The sequence below is a fragment of the Methylovirgula sp. genome, assembly GCF_037200945.1.
In the GTDB taxonomy this organism is placed as follows: Bacteria; Pseudomonadota; Alphaproteobacteria; order Rhizobiales; family Beijerinckiaceae; genus Methylovirgula.
Genome location: NZ_JBBCGP010000001.1, coordinates 628559 through 646584, shown reverse-complemented (window position 1 = coordinate 646584; position 18026 = coordinate 628559). Strand labels below are relative to the sequence as shown.

The following is an 18026-nucleotide window of genomic DNA, read 5'->3' as shown; positions in this document are numbered from 1 at the left end:
GCAATTTGCCTACGCCTGCGGGAAGAAGCCGGGATATATGTGCTGTTGGATCGCGGAACGACGCTCGGCAAAAATGTCGGAAGCGCCTCCGATCGATTTCAGATTACTAACAGCTGCCAATGGCCAGAGCCTGATATGCAGACATTGCAATCTACCCGAGAGGCGCCGCATTTCGTAGCTCTCGATTCCATTCGAGGCATCGCAGCTCTCTCTGTTGTCCTTTGTCACATGACCTGGACAAGCGTTGTGCAATCACAGAGTTACGTACAGAACAGTTACCTGATGGTTGATATGTTTTTTGTGCTTTCGGGCTTCGTCATATTTTACGCATACGGAAAAAGAATAAGCTCCGGTCTCGATTTTTCCAAATTCATGTGGCTCAGATTCTGGAGGCTATACCCCCTCCATTTTTGCCTTTTGATTGTATCGCTCGGTATTGAGTGCCTTAAGGCACTCGCTCAGTGGCGCTTTGGCATTGTCGCCAATAATCCCGCATTTTCCTCGAACAACCTTAGCTCGTTCATAGGAAATCTTTTTTTAGTCCAGTCATTACATTTGTTTAACAAGGGCACTTTCAACGAACCAGCATGGAGCATCAGTGTCGAATTCTACACTTATATTCTGTTCGGCATCCTAGTCCTTCTGTCCGGCAGCAAGAGAGTCGTTCTGATTGCGGCTGCGTGTATTTTCGGCCTTAGCCTCGCGGCGCTTGTACCGCTCAGCCAAAAAGGTCTGGCTCACTACACATATGATTTCGGAATAGTTCGTTGCCTCGCAGGCTTCTTCCTCGGTGTCCTGACGTTCGCGTTCTATGAACGTCTGCGATCTTCTAACATCACAAATTCCCGTCCAAGGTTGATAGGCTGTTTTCCGCTTGTAGCCATTACGACGTTCGTTCTTTTCCTTCAACTTAAGTCGCCGGGGTATTCAGATCTGGCGATATATTTTCTGTCTGCCGCCGTTATCTTGTCTCTTGCCTTGACCCCGAGCAGCGGCCCGACGCGGCTCCTCAGCACGGCACCATTTGCGTGGCTCGGAGCGATTTCATATTCCATTTATATGGTCCACGACTCTGTCGTGTGGGCGGTCAACCAAACTCTTCGAATCGTGGTGCATGCGAAGGTAATTCACCTACCACTCTATGAAACGCCGGTTTTAGAGCCGCACGCCGCGGTAGGACTTGGTGCGGTCGTCATCACGCTGATCCTTGTTTTGATCATTTCTCATTTCACCTTCGTTTGCATCGAAAAGCCGTTCCGCGATTGGTCAAAGTCCGCCTGGCCTATTGTTCGAGCCCGACTGCTGCCGAAAACCGCGACGCCTAACTAGCTCGATCTTCATTTCGACATCGCGAGGTTCACTCCAGCGACCTCAAGTCAATACCTTGAGCGCAGTCGCGAGCCGACGCTCCGTAGTCGTCGAATAATTGTCGGCGTATTTCCCTCTGTTTTGTCACCTGTCCCGCGCCCTTCTTCCGGCCAGAGAGCACCATCCTCGCCTCATGGCCGCAAGCGCTTCGCGATTCTCCACTGCGTTGCGTGCTGATTCCGACGCAAATCGCCATCGATTCCGAGAATTAATCGCCGCCGATTCCGATTTGAATTCGCCGCCCATTCCGAGATGATCTCGCCGTTGATTCCGAGATGATTTCGCTCGGGGGGAAGCGCCTCTTCCGGTCCTTTAGGGTCTGCTCTTTCGGCTTTGCCAAGGGGGACCTCGATGCCGATGGGGAGGATGTCGATGCGCCGTGTGCGCGATTGCATCAGATTGAAGAATGCCGGGATTTCGACGCAGGAGATCGCGCGGCGTGTCGGTGTCGCGCCGTCGACGGTGCGACTGACGCTTCGCCGCTGTGAAGCGGCGGGGCTGACCTGGCCGTTCGATGTGGGTCTGACCGACGCGGTGTTGGAGCAAAAGCTTTTCACCAACTGCGGGACAAAACAGGGCCATCGGCGTCACGAGGAGCCAGATTGGGCCGCGGTGCATCGGGAGATGAAACGCAAGCACGTCACGCTGTCGATCCTCTGGAACGAATATATCGAGCGTCATCCCGGTGGTTATCGCTACTCGCGGTTCTGCGATCTCTATCGTCAATGGGAGGCCTGCCTGCCGGTGACGATGCGGCAAACGCATGCGGCGGGCGAGCGGCTGTTCGTTGATTACGCGGGTGACGGTGTGCCGGTTGTCATCGATCGTCTGACGGGCGAGATCCGCAAGGCGCAAATCTTTGTCGCTGTGCTCGGCGCTTCCAGCTTCACTTTTGCCCAGGCCGGCTGGACCCAGACGCTTGCCGATTGGATCGACGCCCATGTCCAAGCTTTGGAGATGATCGGCGGCGTGCCGCATCTGCTGGTGCCGGACAATACCAAGACCGCGGTCATCAAGGCCAGCCTCTACGATCCGCTGGTCAATCGCACCTATGCGGAGATGGCGGCGCATTATGATACCGCTATTTTGCCGGCGCGGCCGCGGCGGCCGCGCGATAAGGCCAAAGTCGAGCAGGCGGTGCTGATCGTCGAAAGATGGCTTCTCGGCAGATTACGCCATCGGACCTTTTACAGCCTGGCCGAGGTCAACGCAGCGATCGCAGAGCTGTTGAAGGTTCTCAACGAGGAAGCGCCGATCCGCCGGCTTGGGGTGACCCGCCGGCAGCTCCTCGAAGACATCGACCGCCCGGCGCTGAAGCCTTTGCCCACCGAGCCTTACGAGTTCTGCGAATGGCGCGTCTGCCGCGTCGGCATCGATTATCACGTCGAGGCCGGGGCCCACTATTACAGCGTGCCCTATCGCTTCGCCCGCGTGGAAGTCGATGTGCGGCTGACCGTGCGGACGGTCGAGATCTTTTTGAAGGGTGAGCGGATTGCGGCGCATTCGCGCGTGAGCGGCAATCACAAGCACACGACCATCCCGGAACATATGCCATCCAGTCATCGGCGTTACGCCGGCTGGACGATTGATCGCATCCGCGAAGATGCGCGCCTGATCGGACCCGCGACGGCGGCGCTCTGCGAACAGATTCTTGAGGATCGGCCGCATCCGGAACAGGGCTTTCGCGCCTGCCTTGGCATCGTCCGGCTCGTGCGTCCTTATGGTGCCGAACGTGTCGAAGTCGCCGCCGAGCGCGCCATCGAGATCGGCGCCCTGACGTATGGCTCGGTCAAATCCATCCTCGTCAACAATCTCGATCGGCGCCCGGCGCAGAAGCGGGCCACGGACAGCACGCCGATTCTGCATGTCAACATCCGTGGTCCCCGCTACTACAATTAGGAGAGACGTTTTGCTCAATCATCCGACCCTCGAGCAACTTCATGCTTTGGGCCTTTACGGCATGGCCAAGGCCTTCGTCGAAGCCGCAGCCGCCGATGAAAACGCCCTCAGCCATCGCGAATGGCTGGGGCTTTTGCTTGATCGCGAAAAATCATGGCGCCAGGACAAGCGGCTCGCTGCGCGGCTGCGTTACGCCAAACTGCGTCAGCAGGCCTGCGTCGAGGATATCGATGTTGATTTGCACTGAAAGCTGACCCGGCGAAGAGGGATATTTCCATCGAGAATTGACCCATGTTCGAACCACCCCTGCTTGATTTTGGCGGGGGCAATGGAGTGATCGACATGGCGTTATTGAGCGTGATTAGACGCTGGCATTTTCGAGAGCATCTATCGATCCGGGAGATCTCGCGCAGGACTGGCTTGTCGCGGAATACGGTCCGCAAATATCTGCGGTCCGGCGATGTGGAGCCGAAGTTTAAGGTTCCGGAGCGGCCAAGCAAGCTTGACGCCTTCGCCGACCGATTGTCGGCGTGGCTAAAAACGGAGGCGAACAAGCCGCGCAAGCAGAAGCGCACACTGGGGCAGTTGCATGCCGACCTGATCGGCCTCGGTTATAACGGCTCGTACAGTCGGGTTGCGGCCTTCGCCCGGGATTGGCGAGAGGCTCGGCAAAGGGAGTTGCAAACGTCGGGGCGTGGGATTTTTGTGCCGCTGGCGTTTGAACCCGGCGAAGCCTTCCAGTTCGACTGGTCCGAGGACTGGGCGATCATCGGCAATGAACGCACCAAGCTGCAGGTAGCCCATACGAAGCTGAGCTACAGCCGGGCCTTCGTCGTGCGGGCCTATCTTCTGCAGACACACGAGATGCTGTTCGACGCCCACAACCACGCCTTCCAGGTCTTCGGCGGCGTGCCCCGACGCGGCATCTATGACAACATGAAGACTGCCATCGACAAGGTCGGGCGTGGAAAGGCGCGCGATATCAATGCGCGCTTCCTGGCGATGGCTAGTCACTATCTCTTCGAACCGGAGTTCTGCAACCCGGCGTCGGGTTGGGAGAAGGGACAGGTCGAAAAGAACGTCCAGGATGCCCGTCATCGGCTCTGGCAGCCTATCCCGCGCTTTGCCTCCCTGGATACGCTGAACGAATGGCTGGAGGCGCGCTGCAAGGAGCTTTGGGGACAGACATCGCACGGGAGAATGCATGGAACGATCGCCGATATCTGGGCCGAGGAAGCCTCGGCTCTCATGCCGGCCTCACGCCCGTTCGACGGCTTTGTGGAATATACCAAACGGGTCTCCCCGACCTGCCTCGTCCATCTGGAGCGCAACCGCTACAGCGTTCCCGCCTCCTTCGCCAACCGCCCCGTGAGCGTGCGGGTTTACCCGGAGAAGATTGTCGTCGCCGCCGAAGGTCAACTGATCTGCGAGCATCGCCGCATCATCGACCGTTCTCACGATGGGCCAGGCCAGACGGTCTACGACTGGCGCCATTATCTGGCTGTCCTTCAGCGCAAACCCGGCGCGCTTCGCAACGGCGCTCCCTTCGTCGAACTCCCGGATGCCTTCAGGACATTGCAACAGCAGCTTCTCAGGAAGCCAGGCGGTGATCGTGAGATGGTCGACATCCTGGCGCTTGTCCTCCAGCACGACGAACAGGCTGTGCTCTCGGCCGTCGAGCTGGCATTGGAAGCAGGTGTTCCGACGAAGACGCATGTGCTGAATCTGCTTCACAGGCTGATCGACGGCAAACCTGTCGTTCCCCCGAGCGTCGATGCGCCTCAGGCTTTGAGGCTTACCAATGAGCCGAGGGCCGATGTCGAACGCTACGACGCCTTGCGGGAAACAGCGGAGGCGCGCCATGCCTCATAATCCTGCCAGTGGCGCCATCATCATCATGCTCCGGAGCCTCAAGATGCACGGCATGGCCCACGCCGTCGGCGAGCTGACCGAACAGGGATCGCCGGCTTTTGAGGCCGCCATCCCGATCTTGTCTCAGCTCGTGAAGGCCGAAACAGCTGAACGGGAGGTGAGATCGGTGGCCTATCAGCTCAAGGCGGCGCGGTTCCCAGCTTACCGCGACCTGAATGGCTTCGACTTCTCAAGCAGCGAGATCAACGAGGCGCTGGTGCGCCAGCTTCATCGCTGCGAGTTCATTGATGAAGCCAACAACGTCGTTCTGGTCGGCGGCCCTGGTACAGGGAAAACCCATCTCGCAACCGCCATCGGTGTGCAAGCCATCGAGCACCACCGCAAACGTGTTCGGTTCTTCTCGACCGTTGAACTGGTCAATGCGCTCGATCAGGAAAAGGCACAGGGCAGATCCGGACAGATCGCAAATCGTCTCATCCACTCCGACCTCGTCATCCTGGACGAGTTGGGCTACCTGCCGTTCAGTGCATCCGGCGGCGCGCTGCTCTTCCATCTCTTGAGCAAGCTCCACGAGCGCACCAGCGTTATCATCACCACCAATCTCAGCTTCAGTGAATGGGCGAGCGTGTTCGGCGACCCCAAGATGACGACCGCATTACTCGATCGCCTGACCCACCATTGTCACATCCTTGAAACCGGAAACGACAGCTTCCGGTTCAAAAACAGCTCGGCACATGCGGCCAAAACAAAGAAGGAGAAAAATAGAAACTTGACCATCGCACCTGATCCGAAAAATACATAACAGGCGGGTCAGTTCTCAGTGGAAACGCCGGGTCAACTCTCAGTGCAAATCAACAGGCAGGTCTCCGGGCGCAATCAACTTGGCGATTTCGGCGGCGAAAACTCACATTTTTGTCATCAATAGCGCGACCATCGGACGTGCTTTCGAGTACCCAACACTGACACTGTCATTTCGTAAAATAATTCCAGTGAGCATCGTAAAACCATTGTCATAGTCGGAGTGGACGATGAAAAGCACCGAATGATAATTAAGTCGCTACTTCCGACAAGTACCACTGGCTCTTCGGAGAATTTAATTATGACGGCAGTTGGGGAGCCCCAAGCGGAGTTGAACACGATCTACCCGTTCGGCTGTCTTTCTCTTTCCGAAGGTAAGATTTCATTTCAAAATATGGTTCGCCTCGATCCCGGCGGCGCTTTGATATTTCGTGTCGATCTCCCAGCTCGACCGCCGATGTACGGTTTATGGAATCAAATACCGTCAACCGACGACACCGGTTGGAATGCCGAAATCGTGAGGTTTGGGTATTTCTCCAAAAACGCCGTAGGTGACCAGCGCCCCGGGGCAAGGCTGACCCTATCCGTACTTGAGGGTCGGGTGGTCGAGGCGCTCGTTAGAGTTTTGTTCGCAACGCCAGAGATGCGCAACAGAACATTCCCGTTCATGCGCAGGCCCAGTGCTTTCTTTGGCGTCGTGACGTTCGCGCTCGATTGGGTCGTGCTCGCAGCGAAGTAGTCTGCGACGTTTTGAATTCCAAATATCGATAGTTTGGGGGGGCGCCGATGAATTATGCCGATGTCATTGCGCAAATTCAGCAACAGACGACGGTTCAGGGGATTACCCAAGCCAAGCAGAGATGCGAGCTCCGCGTTCTCGGGTCATCCGTCGATGGTACGGTTCAACAGCTCTCGATTCACACGATTGGTGGCGTGGTCACGCCAGCCGAACAGCTCATGGTCGTCCGAAAGACACTGATCTTGAAGACGAAGCGAGTCTTGCGAACAGGCACGTTGGCTTCGTGCATAAAGGGCAGGAAGCAGCGATCAAAATCGAAGCATTCACATTCACCCGTTACGGCCTCCTTCATGGCACGGTCGTGAGCTTAAGCCATGATGCAGTCGCGTCCCAAGTGGCAGACGATGTCAATGACCAAGAACAGGTTGATCGAGCTGACGAAGCATCGAAGGGGAATGACGAGAGTCAGGCGCGCCAACCAACTTACGTCGTGCGTGTCGCACTAAGGGAGCGCGGCGTCACGACGGAACAGGGTTTCATGCCGCTCGAGCCAGGTATGGCAGTGACGGCGGAAATCAAGACCGGTAGCCGAAGTGTGATCAGCTATCTCCTATCTCCACTTGTTCGCTATCAATACGAGGGGCTACGAGAGTGATGAAGGCAATAAACATCGCGCTTATGGGTATGTTGTGTTTGCGGCTGCTATACCCGACAGACACCCGTGCTGCCAATACTGCGAGTCTCGGTTCGTCAACAGATGCGTCGTCATTTGGTACAACCGTATTGCCTGATACGCACGCTGTTAAAGTCCGATTCGGGAACAAGATTTACGCGGTGCCACGTAATTATCTTCTCGGGGCGAGCCAACCAGCAACTCCAAACGAATATGCATCGATTTATATCCAAGCAGAGTGGCCTCGCCTCTCTCCTCTTCCCGCACAGGTTGCCGGAAAATCAGCTCAGCTCGACCGAGCGGGGTTAGGTGACCGATTACGTGCACTTTTTGAGTATGGGAGACATCCTCGCGCGCCAGAGGAGTTGCTGCGCTTTTACCTTCAGACCGCAAACAAATCGACCGGCGATTTCAAGCTAATTGGTTCCGGTTACAAATTATACGAATTCAAAAACGTCGGCCCGAGTGAAATATATACGAAAGAAACATCTAGCGGCACCTTATTGTTCACCTGCGAGAATCAAAAACAGTTCTCTTCAATTAAGTACCCGTCGTGCACAGTCAACGAATACCTGGGCGACAACGCCGGTGTTATCTACCACTTCTCAAAAACATACCTGGACAAGGCTTCCGAAATAGACTCGCGGCTCCGCGAGCTAATGCGTTCGTTTTTGCTCGAATAAGGGGATGACCGATGACTGGATATACACAACTGCAAGTACAGACGCTGCAAGGTTATATCACCGGTGCCGAAAAAGCCCTTGCTAACGGCGATACGCAGAACGCACTAAAATACGTCGAGCTATACTACAATTCACAGACGAGCATGCGAGGCTACGCTACTGACACCCCTCAAGTAGTTAGCGACATGGGGGCGTTGGGACAAACAGCTAACAACGAACTAGCTAATGCGGTTGGTGCAACTGAGTTGAGATCCATTTACGGATCGCCGCCTTTCATCATTCAAAAACACCGCGAATTCGCTGACACCACTCGTTTTGTGCATTAGTGACGCTGCTAACGAAACAACGGGACTGGTCATTGCCGCGAAAAATAATGGAGTTTGATTTGAGCAATGCGCAAAGAAGCGTCGATCTGGATCGCGGCAAGCCAGAAATAAAATGAAAATTACGCCCGTCGTCATTTGCTCGTCTCCGTTTGAGCGCCCGATGAATCGATATCCATAGTACATCATAAAATCGAGCATGACAGTTTGTCTTGTTCATTGTGACACTGTCATTACTTGCGACGATTCGTAATCTCTCACATCCAAGTGAATTGACGATATGCGGTGGCGACACGCACAATTGCAGCACATCTGGGATTGATACGAATGAAGATAGCAAGCATTCACCGAACAGATATGCAGATGTGCTGTAACGCTGCACGAGGGGCAGGCGATGGCAAACGCGGAAGCACAGGACTCGGGTCTTGCAAGTCTTACATTATTACTTCGGTTCTATGGCGCTGCCGTGGATGCTCAACAGATAAGCATCGTTTTAATAATGCGTCGTTTGAAACTTCTGGGATCCTTCGTTGCGCAAATGGCTACGGCCTAAAGGCGCGGGCGATTACAAGCTCTTGGGCGAAACTCGAGAGGCTACCGCTGCCGGCGGTTGCTCAACTCTCTGAAGGCTTGCGCGTAAGATGACCTTAAGATCGCTCTTTGCGAGAAATCGAATTGACGGACTTGGAAGCGGCTGCTTTCCACGCCGAATTTTATGGCAAGTCACTGGGTGGAGAGTGAAACGCGGAAAATCACCCTCAATCCCTACGATAGTTAGCATTGTGCTGGCGGGGTTGATTGCTTGCTCGTCGCCAAAACTCCAAGCTGGTGAGGAAAAACCCCGGAATGGAGGAACAATCATAAGATCGATATCACGCGTAACTTCACTTCCTCTGATACTGGATCGCTTCTCCTTTGGAGACTCGGTATTTGCCTCCCACGCAACTTTCCCGCATCGAGTTGTGTTTCCGCAACCGACTGACTATCCAGAAGTCAAATATATATCGGTCAGAGGAGGTAAGGGTGCTGCTGACCTAATAGTTATAGCGTTGCGAGATGGTGCCGATCGGAATGAGTATTTTTCCGTGACCGGAAATAGTCCGGTCATTGTACCGTCCTCCTCAATTTCTCAGTCTGACCCAGCGATTGCATATTTTCTGAAACGATCTCTGCTAAGAGCCTCCGTAATTGACGATAACCGAATAATCCTGCCTATCGCGCGTAGTCTCAATGTGATCGCCAACGATGCTTACGCTAGTCATCATATTGAAGTCACTCAGCAGGTAGCACGCAGTTACATATCCGGACTATTAGATCGAGCGAGCAGAGATCTCAGCGTGCACTTGGAAGCTGGATGTATATTGTATCCGCAGGTATTCGAAATTCGTTGGGACAAGTCAATTGAACAAGGCATCCTTGTACTTCGATCGTCTGCTTATAATGGCAAGGAAATATATAGCTACACGGAAGATAGGTCGTGTTCTGACGACTTGAAGAAAGTGCATAACTCGCGATTGGATGATTTTCACAATTCTGGGTTATTCATTCCGACCAAATATCTCATATACGCATCAAATCACCACGATGTGTTTTCATTCCCAATAACATGGCTTGATCCGAGTGACGCTAATCACAGGCGAATAATTGTTGACGTCGACAAGATCGCTCCCGCACTCGATAAACGGCTGTCAGAAGTCTTGGCCACCATTCCCGCTGAAAACAGCTGCAAGCAGCATTTGTATGATTGCATACAAAATATAGTTGATGAGGCAATACTGTCCCTAACGCGGTAAATGTAGGAGGGTGAGATGGCATCAACGACTTCGCTTACACAAGCCCAAATCAATGCCCTGTCAGCTTATGCAGTTGGGCTCGGCTCGGAAGGTCGGGCGGCGGTCCCGAGCATAACTCTATCAACGGAGAATTCAGGCTACACCGTCGGGATAATGCAATGGGATTTCGGAGAGCGGAACGCGGGTCAATTTCAGGCCGACTACCAAAACTTTTTAGCTACGTTTTTGGCGTCTGATCAAGCGCAGACCTTATCTGAACAACAGCTAAATCAGATACAAGCAATACTGCCCCAAACTGGAAGCCAGATGGCGGACGACGGGCAATCTTTAAGCACGGCGGAGCTAAATGCTCTCAACGCCTTCGTAAGTGGCCCGGACGGCTTGACTGCTGTAAATCAGCTGGACCAAGCCTCAATAAACCTCCTCACCTCTCCCGCCACGGCCGCAGCGAATTTAGTGGCTACTTCAGGAGGCAATCAGGACACACAGGCATTGGCAGCGGCTATCGCCGCCAAACTTACGAATCAAACGGGGAATGACAGTCAATTCTCGGCTTATCTCCAGCAGCTGGCCGATAATGATACCGCGATCACGAGCGATAGTATCCAAAGTTACATCACTAACAACCTTTCGGGCGCAGCTCAGTCGGGAAGCCAAGCTGCATTCAACGCGGCGACTATAGTCAATGAGATGGCTGATAGCAGTAATCCAGTGCTCCAAGCGACTTACAGCGACTTGGTGGACAATACCGTTAATGAGCCCGCTACCTTGGTATCACAAGATGGCTTATACGATCTGGGAGAGCGATTACTCACGGCCAATTTCGATCCAGCACAAAGCATTATCGCTGCACTCAATTCTGGTCAAAATTATACAGCTAGCGTTGATGGATCGGCAATAGATTCAGACGGATTTGTCGCCTGGGACAGTCAGGCTCAGGTTTACAAACAGGGGACTTTTGTTGGCACCGACGGTTCCGTTGTTATCTGGAATAAAGATGGAACTTCTTACGTCATACAAAACGGTACCGCGACACAGTTGGATGACATCTCCGACATTCAATATGATAGTCAAACCCAGCAGATGACCGTGACGATGCCTGACGGTTCAACGGTCGTCGTCGCCATGAAGTCCCAAGACGACTCTCAGTATGCGTTTAATCAATCTGGCAAACCCGAGAATAACGCACTTGCCGCCATCAACGCAGCTCTTGGCGTAGATAATGAGAGCTATAGTACGCTAGCGGGCGGAGCCGGGCTGGGGTACGCTGAAACAGAGGAGACTAGTCCATCTGGCAATTCAGCTGTGGAGATATCTGGCCAGGGGGATTCATCTAATCTCAGCAACGTTTCAGTGTCCGTCGCTTCGGGGTCTGATGCGACTATAAACGGAAGTGCAGACTCAATTTCTTGGATCAGCGGTAGTAATTCCGTGTTAACCCTGAACGGAACCTCTGACGTTGTCGCTGGATCTGGTGGCAACAGTAGTGCTCCAAATACACTTGACCTCAACGGCGATGGGTCTTCGGCGACTGTCGACGATAACGCCGACGTGGTCCTAGCTGGTCAAGGACAATCGCTTACGATTGGATCTGGATGGGAAGCCCAGGTCGGTTTTGCTGGCGCTGACAATACCGTAACTTTTGCGGATGGCAGCACTCTAGCCGACACAAGCTATTCAAGTTCATCGGGTGCTACGCTCCAGTTCACACCCGTCGACCAACTCGCATTCACGATTGGCGCAATCACAAACGCTGCCGGTGATCCGGAGTATACTCTCGATAATGGAACCGACGTCAATTTGCCGGATCAGACGTCCGGCGGGATCGAGTATGATGGCAGCGGCATATGGACGATCGACAGCTGGACGAATTCCAACGGTTCGGCAGGCCAAATCAATCTGGATGAATCAGGAAGCACCCAGCTCCCGACTATCGATGTAGTGGCGCCGAACAATGATGCGGGGACTTCGACTTTCGAAGTGCCAGATGGCGACGATTTTTATGCGCTGGCCGACGGCACCGTCCAAAACGATATTAGCAACTCACCGATAAATTTGGGATCTGGGTTCAGTCAGGAAGTCGACGGCAGCTATAATCAGATTACAGCTGGTGCTGTCTCAAATGTCACGGTGGACGGAACGGGCAACTCGATCTCGGCCTCTTCGGGCGACTCGATCTCTCTGAATAGCGGGAACTACAACAGTGTCACCGGCGGGGGCCTCACTATTAACGTGGCCGACGGCCTCAACGAGACGATTGGCGGCGATGGCGCTACGGATTCGTACGATTCTATAATCGGCTCGGACTTCACACTCCAGCTTACATCGGGCTCCCTCGTGAATCTGACGGGGTCGGGCGACACGATAGAATCGGATGGCGCTTCCACCTACGCCCTTGATGGCTCGAACGATATGGTCGAAGCGGGCCTGGCCGATGTGATTACGTTAAACAGTGGAACCGGAAATGAGGTCGAGGGATTCGATGGATCCTTCGCCGTCAACCTCGCGGCCAACGTCTCCGCGACAATCGAGGGCGAAAACGGCAACATTACTTTGACCAGCGGCGATACTGTTAACGCCGAATCCGGCGGCGCCGTGAGTATTACCGGGACCGGCGATACTCTCACCGGTGATGAGCTCTCCGTCAGTGTGGCGAGTGGCGTTGTCGCGACAATAGACGGCGGGGAAACCACGATTGCGGTAGCGGACTCTGGAAGTTCAACGTTGAATTTGTCCGGTTTCGAATACACCACGACCGCAGTTGGCGACACGTTCAATCTCGCCGCCGGCTCCAGTATGACCGACGATGGCGGCAATAATACAATCGCTATGATCGCAGACAGTCGCGCGGAGCTCGACATTTTCGGGGCGGGGGACGTCGTGTCTTCAACCGACAACACGATCACGATCGGCGGCGCCGGTTCTAGCGCCACTGTCCAAGGGTCCAATAACTTCGTCACCGCGGGCGCAAGCGCAGCAGTCGGCGTCGATGGGTCCAATAACAACATTACCGCAGGCACGAGCGCGACGCTCGACATCGACGGGTCGGAAAACTCGATCTCGGCGGGCTCCGGCTCCACTCTATGGCTAAACGCCGGCACCGGCAATAATATCTCGGATTCGGGCGGCCTCACCATCAACGGCGCCGCGGGTGCGAGCGCCATCCTCGAGGGCGACGGCGCCGCTGGTTCCCCGGATTACGTGTTCGGCTCAAATCTAGCCCTAACGATTGAGACCAGCTCTGTCGTGAACCTGGCAGGTTCAGGCGATACTATCACGGCGGAAGGCAATGGCCCGGTCCTAATAAACAGCGGTACTGGCGATACAATCAACGGATTAAGCGCCACTATAGACTTCGCTGCAGGCATCAGCGCAACTGTCGAGGGTGAAAGCAACAGTATCACCCTCGGCAGTGACGACAATATTTCGTTCTCCAGCACCTATAATAGCGTCGCGATCGATGGAACCGGCGATACGATTTCGGGTGCGGACAATACAATTAGTGCAGGCGGCGGGGCTGCTGGAACAATCGACGGAAACGGAAACACAATTACGCTCACCAATGCTGGCGATGCCACCCTGACTCTATCAGGAACAGGCGACGCCATCACTTCCGACGGTAACACGCTTGTTCTCACCGGCGATTCCGGGGCCACCGTCACCGGTGCTGATAATACAATAAACCTCGGCGACAATAGCGGTGCGCAGATCGCAGTTTCGGGGACCGGAGACGTCGTTTCTTCGATAGGCAATACAATCACGCTTGGCGGATCTGGCTCCGACGTCACCGTTGATGGGTCTGGCAACACCTTCGTTAGCGATGGCAGCGACGCAACGGTTACTGTCGATCAGTCGACGTTGGGGACCGGCGTTGCGCGGGAACTCGACACTTACTCAGTCGGTTACAGCGGCTCCACAGAGATAGGCACCAACGTCACTCTCACGGATGGCACGTCGCAGATCACGTCTTACGATACGAGCAACGGCGATACCCAAAGCATTACGGAATATAACGCGTCGGGAGCTGAAACGTCGCAGGCGCTTTATAACACGAGCGGCCAAGAAACGAACTATATGACGTATGCCGGCACGACAACAAACGACTATCTGACTTCAAACACTCAATTTGACACGGCTGAGAACGATGTCCAGGAGGTCGATTATTATAACGGAGGTCAATACGCTTATGAGCAAGTCGCCTACGACACAACGAATAGTATCTTCGGGGACTGTCCGTCGTCAGATAATTTGAGACTGATCAGGCGTTTCGAGAAGAGAGGCGCTGGCTCATCAGGGGTTAGAGTTTAAGCGGCCTGCAGTCGGTGCTGCAAGCGGCGGTTTGCGATGGTAGCAAGCTTGATGCGTTTGCGTTCTGCGATGATCGTCTCTGCTCTGCCGAAGTAGACGTCGGCCGGTGTGACGTTTTCGATGCTCTCATGATAACGGACGTGATTGTAGTGCTCGACGAAGGCGCCGATCTGCCGCTCGAGATCGCCGGGTAGATAATAATTGTCGAGTAGAATGCGGTTCTTCAAGGTTTGGTGCCAGCGCTCGATCTTGCCCTGGGTTTGAGGATGATATGGTGCGCCGCGCACATGTTGCATGCCCTTGCCTTCGAGCCACCTGGCCAGGTCGTCTGCCACGTAACTCGCCCCATTGTCGCTGAGAAGCCTCGGCCGGTGTACAACGGTGATGTGATCAAGGCCCGATGCCGCCAGTGCCTGGTCGAGCGTGGCCGTGACGTCGGAAGCGCACATTGTGGGACCAAGCCTCCAGGCCACGATGTAGCGCGAGAAGTCATCCAGCACCGTGGAGAGGTAGTACCAGCCCCAGCCAGTGATCTTAAGGTAGGTGAAGTCGGTCTGCCAGAGCTGGTTGATAGTGGTGGTCTTGTCCTTGAACTCGTTCGCCGCCTTGATCACCACGTAGGCCGGGCTGGTGATGAGGTCGTGTGCCTTCAACAACCGATAGACCGAGGCCTCGGAGACAAAGTACTTTCTCTCGTCGGTGAATCGCACGGCCAGCTCTCGCGGCGATAGCTCAGGGACCTCCAGCGCCAGATCGATGATCTGGCTGCGGACGTCGTCCGGGATACGGTTCCAGACGCGATCCGGTCGTGAGCGATGATCGGCCAACGCCTCAGGCCCTCCCGCACGATAGCGATCGTACCATCGGTAGAAGGTAGCGCGGGGAATGCCGAGCTTTTCCAGCGTGCGCTTGGCAGGCAGATGCGACTGCTCAACCAACTCGATGATCTCGGCCTTCTCGGATGCAGGATATCTCATGCCTCGTCCTCCCCATCCCCGTTCATGCTTTTTTTGAGCAGGCGGTTCTCCAGGGTCAGATCGGCCACGACCTCCTTCAATGCGGTGGCTTCGCGACGGAGATCCTTCACCTCGCCGGACGTCGCGGCACGAGCTGTGTCGCCCGCCAGCCGGCGCTTACCGGCTTCGAGGAACTCTTTCGACCAGCCGTAATACATCGAGGCCGCAATGCCTTCCCGCCGGCACAGCTCGGAGATGTTCTCTTCGCCACGCAGTCCCTCCAGCACGATGCGGATCTTCTCTTCCGCAGAGTATTGCCGACGCGTCTGGCGCCGGATGTCCTTCAGTACTTGTTCTGCCGGCGCTTTGCCCGGTCCGGATTTCTGCTTCATCTTCGCTCCTTACGGCTACGATGAACCAGAAATCCTCCCTTCGTGAAGACCCTCAATTTGTCTCAGGGGTGCTGACGGCGAACAAGCTGGTCAATGCCGGAGAGCACCGCGTCAGTTGCCCGATGTACGTCAACGGGATTCGCCTCAAGACTCATCCGCCGCCGGTCCGCTGCCAAGGTCTCGACCTCGTCCAACAGGATGATAGCCGGTCCCTTGATGCCGGCTTCGGGAATGGTACGGCTGAAGAGAGTGGCAACCTGCTGCTGGCTTTTGCCGTGCGCAGCACTGGCAAGACCGTGCGGATCGATTTGCAGAAAGGTGACCATCTCGCCCCGGAGAGCGCCGGCGATCTTGCTCGCAAGTCCCCTCGCGATCGTCGTCTTGCCGGTACCTGGAGGGCCGGCAAGCGCAATAATGCCGTGCAATGGTGCAATCTCGAAGGGGATCTTGCGACGCATCGTGAGGCTGAGGACGGCCTGCGCCACCAGCCGCTGCTTGACCGCGGCCGGCATTTTGATGCTTTCCCACGCCAAATCGAACGACGAGTCGGGCAGCGTTGTCTTGAAGGCGATGCCGTTGCTCATTTCGTCTGGAACTCACGGTTGGCGCCCGCGCCGATAGGACGGGCTAGCTTTCCATCGTCGATGAGGACTTGCGAAGAGTCAACCGTTTGTGTTACCCATTTGGTAACAATTTTCGAGCGCCGATGAAGATCGGGTTCCTGGACATCCGCATCCAGCGGCTGTTCAATGACCACGCTCGGCTGGAGGGACACTATGGCTCGGATGTCGCGGATAAAATCGCGTCCCGCATGGCCTTGCTAAGCGTCTCCGCGAATCTTGCGAAATTGCCGACGCGACCGCCGATTCACTTTCGTCCCGTCGAAGGGACGCCAGGCCTATTTACCGTCGACGTCGGCGCGGCGCATCGTTTGCAGTTCCTCAGCGTTGATGACAAGCCGGCCCATAGACGGGCGTCGGACCTGGGGACCATCGAGGAGATTCATGTGATTGGTATCGAGGATGTCTAGCCAGCGCTTTTCTGCTCGTGCTGCTAAACGCTGATGGCAAACCTTGCTTACAGTCCGAGTCGCGGAATTCGACCCGGCAAGCTCCTCGAGGAGTTTCTCGAGGCCCGTGACATGTCTGCTCGCGAGCTGGCGCGGCGATGCGGCCGGTCTGCAAAGCTTATTGTGGAGATCATTGCGGGCAGGGCCCCGATCGAACCTGAGACCGCTCTGCAACTTGAGCGCGTGCTCGAAATGGACGCCGACCTTTGGCTCGCGCTTGAGGCCAATTATCGGCTTCAGCTCGCAAAAGCTAAGGAGGTCGAGCTTCTTGCTAAAGAAGCCGAGTGGGCCGCACGTTTTCCAATCAAGGAACTGGAGAAATACGGTCTGCTCAAGCCCGCACATGGGGGCGACCGCGTTCGCCAATTGCTCGCCTTCTTTGGCGCGGGGAGCGTTGAAGCCTGTCGCGAAGGCTTTGCTCAGCTCGCCGCGGTTTCTTACCGGCATTCGCCGTCCTTCAACAGCAATGAAGAAGCGCTCCTCGTCTGGCTGCGGCTGGGAGAGCGGGAGGCCGAGGCGCTAGATTGTGCCGATTATAGCAAGACGCAGTTCATGCAAGAACTGCGTGGAATTCGGAAACTGACGGTCCAATCGGTTGAGGAATTTCTGCCGGAACTTCAGAAAAGCTGCGCGCGTTGCGGGGTTGTCTTCGCTCTCGTCAAGCCATTGAAGGGGCTGGCCTTAAGTGGAATATCGCGCTGGCTAAGTCCACGGAAGGCCTTAATCCAGCAGTCGCTTCGGCACAAGACTAACGATCATTTCTGGTTCACATTTTTCCACGAAGCTGCCCATCTCCTGCTTCATACCCGTAAGGCAGTTTTTCTCGATGGCAACGGTTACAGCAATGCCGACCCGGTCCATGAAGAAGAGGCCAATGAATGGGCGGCTAACTTTCTTGTGCCGCAGAGCCAGCTGCACGCATTCGTCGCGCAGTTTGATGGGACGGTCGAGGAGGTGACGGCTTTTGCCGCGGAGCAGGGTATTGCACCGGGAATTGTTGTCGGCCAGCTGCAGAAGCGCGGAATCCTCGCCTATAGCCAGATGAACGGTTTGAAGGATCATTACAAATGGTCCGACGATTGAATTGCGGATCGGGAGCCGTAATTCACGTTGATGGCGGATCGGTGGGCGCGCGGTTCGCGAGATTTGTCGC

The 18026-nt window shown here is 55.3% G+C and carries 13 protein-coding genes and 1 pseudogene; 12 read left to right on the top strand and 2 right to left on the bottom strand.

Going from position 1 to position 18026, the window contains the following annotated elements:
• Positions 1–39: 39 nt before the first annotated feature.
• From WDN02_RS03000 to WDN02_RS02955, 10 genes and pseudogenes are all read left to right on the top strand, one after another.
• Positions 40–1329 (top strand): acyltransferase, encoded by a 1290-nt coding sequence (locus WDN02_RS03000; RefSeq protein WP_337292093.1) that lies wholly within the window; start codon positions 40–42, stop codon positions 1327–1329.
• A gap of 411 nt (positions 1330–1740) precedes the next feature.
• Complete coding sequence (istA, locus tag WDN02_RS02995; RefSeq protein WP_337292092.1) at positions 1741–3267, top strand: IS21 family transposase; 1527 nt, start codon at positions 1741–1743, stop codon at positions 3265–3267.
• Positions 3268–3277: 10 nt separating this feature from the next.
• Positions 3278–3499, top strand: a pseudogene (locus WDN02_RS02990) (ATP-binding protein); the annotation flags it as partial.
• A 110-nt stretch (positions 3500–3609) separates the two neighbouring features.
• Positions 3610–5139, top strand: coding sequence for an IS21 family transposase (istA, locus tag WDN02_RS02985; protein ID WP_337294846.1), 1530 nt, complete (start codon positions 3610–3612; stop codon positions 5137–5139).
• Entirely contained in the window at positions 5129–5941 is an 813-nt protein-coding gene (gene istB / locus WDN02_RS02980) for an IS21-like element helper ATPase IstB (RefSeq protein ID WP_337292047.1), read from the top strand. The genes istA (WDN02_RS02985) and istB overlap by 11 nt, the downstream gene beginning before the upstream one ends.
• A gap of 327 nt (positions 5942–6268) precedes the next feature.
• Positions 6269–6676, top strand: coding sequence for a hypothetical protein (locus tag WDN02_RS02975; protein ID WP_337292091.1), 408 nt, complete (start codon positions 6269–6271; stop codon positions 6674–6676).
• A 283-nt stretch (positions 6677–6959) separates the two neighbouring features.
• The gene (locus WDN02_RS02970; RefSeq protein WP_337292090.1) at positions 6960–7331 is read left to right on the top strand and encodes a hypothetical protein; all 372 of its coding nucleotides are present in this window, start codon (positions 6960–6962) and stop codon (positions 7329–7331) included.
• Positions 7328–8032 carry a hypothetical protein gene (locus WDN02_RS02965; protein ID WP_337292089.1) on the top strand — a complete coding sequence of 235 codons (705 nt, stop codon included), beginning with the start codon at positions 7328–7330 and terminating at the stop codon, positions 8030–8032. The genes WDN02_RS02970 and WDN02_RS02965 overlap by 4 nt, the downstream gene beginning before the upstream one ends.
• An 11-nt stretch (positions 8033–8043) precedes the next feature.
• Complete coding sequence (locus WDN02_RS02960) at positions 8044–8358, top strand: hypothetical protein (RefSeq protein ID WP_337292088.1); 315 nt, start codon at positions 8044–8046, stop codon at positions 8356–8358.
• Positions 8359–10163: 1805 nt separating this feature from the next.
• Positions 10164–14456, top strand: a complete 4293-nt coding sequence (locus WDN02_RS02955) for a DUF3060 domain-containing protein (protein ID WP_337292087.1) — start codon at positions 10164–10166, stop codon at positions 14454–14456.
• Here WDN02_RS02955 and WDN02_RS02950 read toward each other — a convergent pair.
• Together WDN02_RS02950 and WDN02_RS02945 are read right to left on the bottom strand one after the other, a co-directional pair.
• Positions 14453–15804, bottom strand: a protein-coding gene (locus tag WDN02_RS02950) for an IS3 family transposase (protein WP_337291674.1) whose coding sequence is annotated in 2 segments (ribosomal slippage) — positions 14453–15468 and positions 15468–15804 — 1353 coding nt in all. Because the reading frame shifts where the segments join, the coding sequence is not laid out codon by codon here. The two genes, WDN02_RS02955 and WDN02_RS02950, sit on opposite strands and share 4 nt — an antisense overlap.
• Before the next feature lie 62 nt (positions 15805–15866).
• On the bottom strand, positions 15867–16388 hold the full coding sequence (locus WDN02_RS02945) for an AAA family ATPase (RefSeq protein ID WP_337292086.1): 522 nt from the start codon (positions 16386–16388) through the stop codon (positions 15867–15869).
• A 122-nt stretch (positions 16389–16510) separates the two neighbouring features.
• Here WDN02_RS02945 and WDN02_RS02940 point away from each other — a divergent pair, with 122 nt between their 5' ends.
• Complete coding sequence (locus tag WDN02_RS02940) at positions 16511–16834, top strand: hypothetical protein (protein WP_337292085.1); 324 nt, start codon at positions 16511–16513, stop codon at positions 16832–16834.
• 33 nt (positions 16835–16867) lie between these two features.
• Positions 16868–17956 carry a HigA family addiction module antitoxin gene (locus tag WDN02_RS02935; protein ID WP_337292084.1) on the top strand — a complete coding sequence of 363 codons (1089 nt, stop codon included), beginning with the start codon at positions 16868–16870 and terminating at the stop codon, positions 17954–17956.
• Positions 17957–18026 lie beyond the last annotated feature (70 nt).

Excerpts from the sequence above, each read along its gene's own strand:
- istA (WP_337292092.1), top strand. The coding sequence starts at position 1,741 with ATGCGCCGTGTGCGCGATTGCATCAGATTGAAGAATGCCGGGATTTCG.
- istA (WP_337294846.1), top strand. The coding sequence starts at position 3,610 with ATGGCGTTATTGAGCGTGATTAGACGCTGGCATTTTCGAGAGCATCTA.
- istB (WP_337292047.1), top strand. The coding sequence starts at position 5,129 with ATGCCTCATAATCCTGCCAGTGGCGCCATCATCATCATGCTCCGGAGC.
- WDN02_RS02960 (WP_337292088.1), top strand. The coding sequence starts at position 8,044 with ATGACTGGATATACACAACTGCAAGTACAGACGCTGCAAGGTTATATC.
- WDN02_RS02955 (WP_337292087.1), top strand. The coding sequence starts at position 10,164 with ATGGCATCAACGACTTCGCTTACACAAGCCCAAATCAATGCCCTGTCA.
- WDN02_RS02945 (WP_337292086.1), bottom strand. The coding sequence starts at position 16,388 with ATGAGCAACGGCATCGCCTTCAAGACAACGCTGCCCGACTCGTCGTTC.
- WDN02_RS02940 (WP_337292085.1), top strand. The coding sequence starts at position 16,511 with ATGAAGATCGGGTTCCTGGACATCCGCATCCAGCGGCTGTTCAATGAC.
- WDN02_RS02935 (WP_337292084.1), top strand. The coding sequence starts at position 16,868 with ATGGCAAACCTTGCTTACAGTCCGAGTCGCGGAATTCGACCCGGCAAG.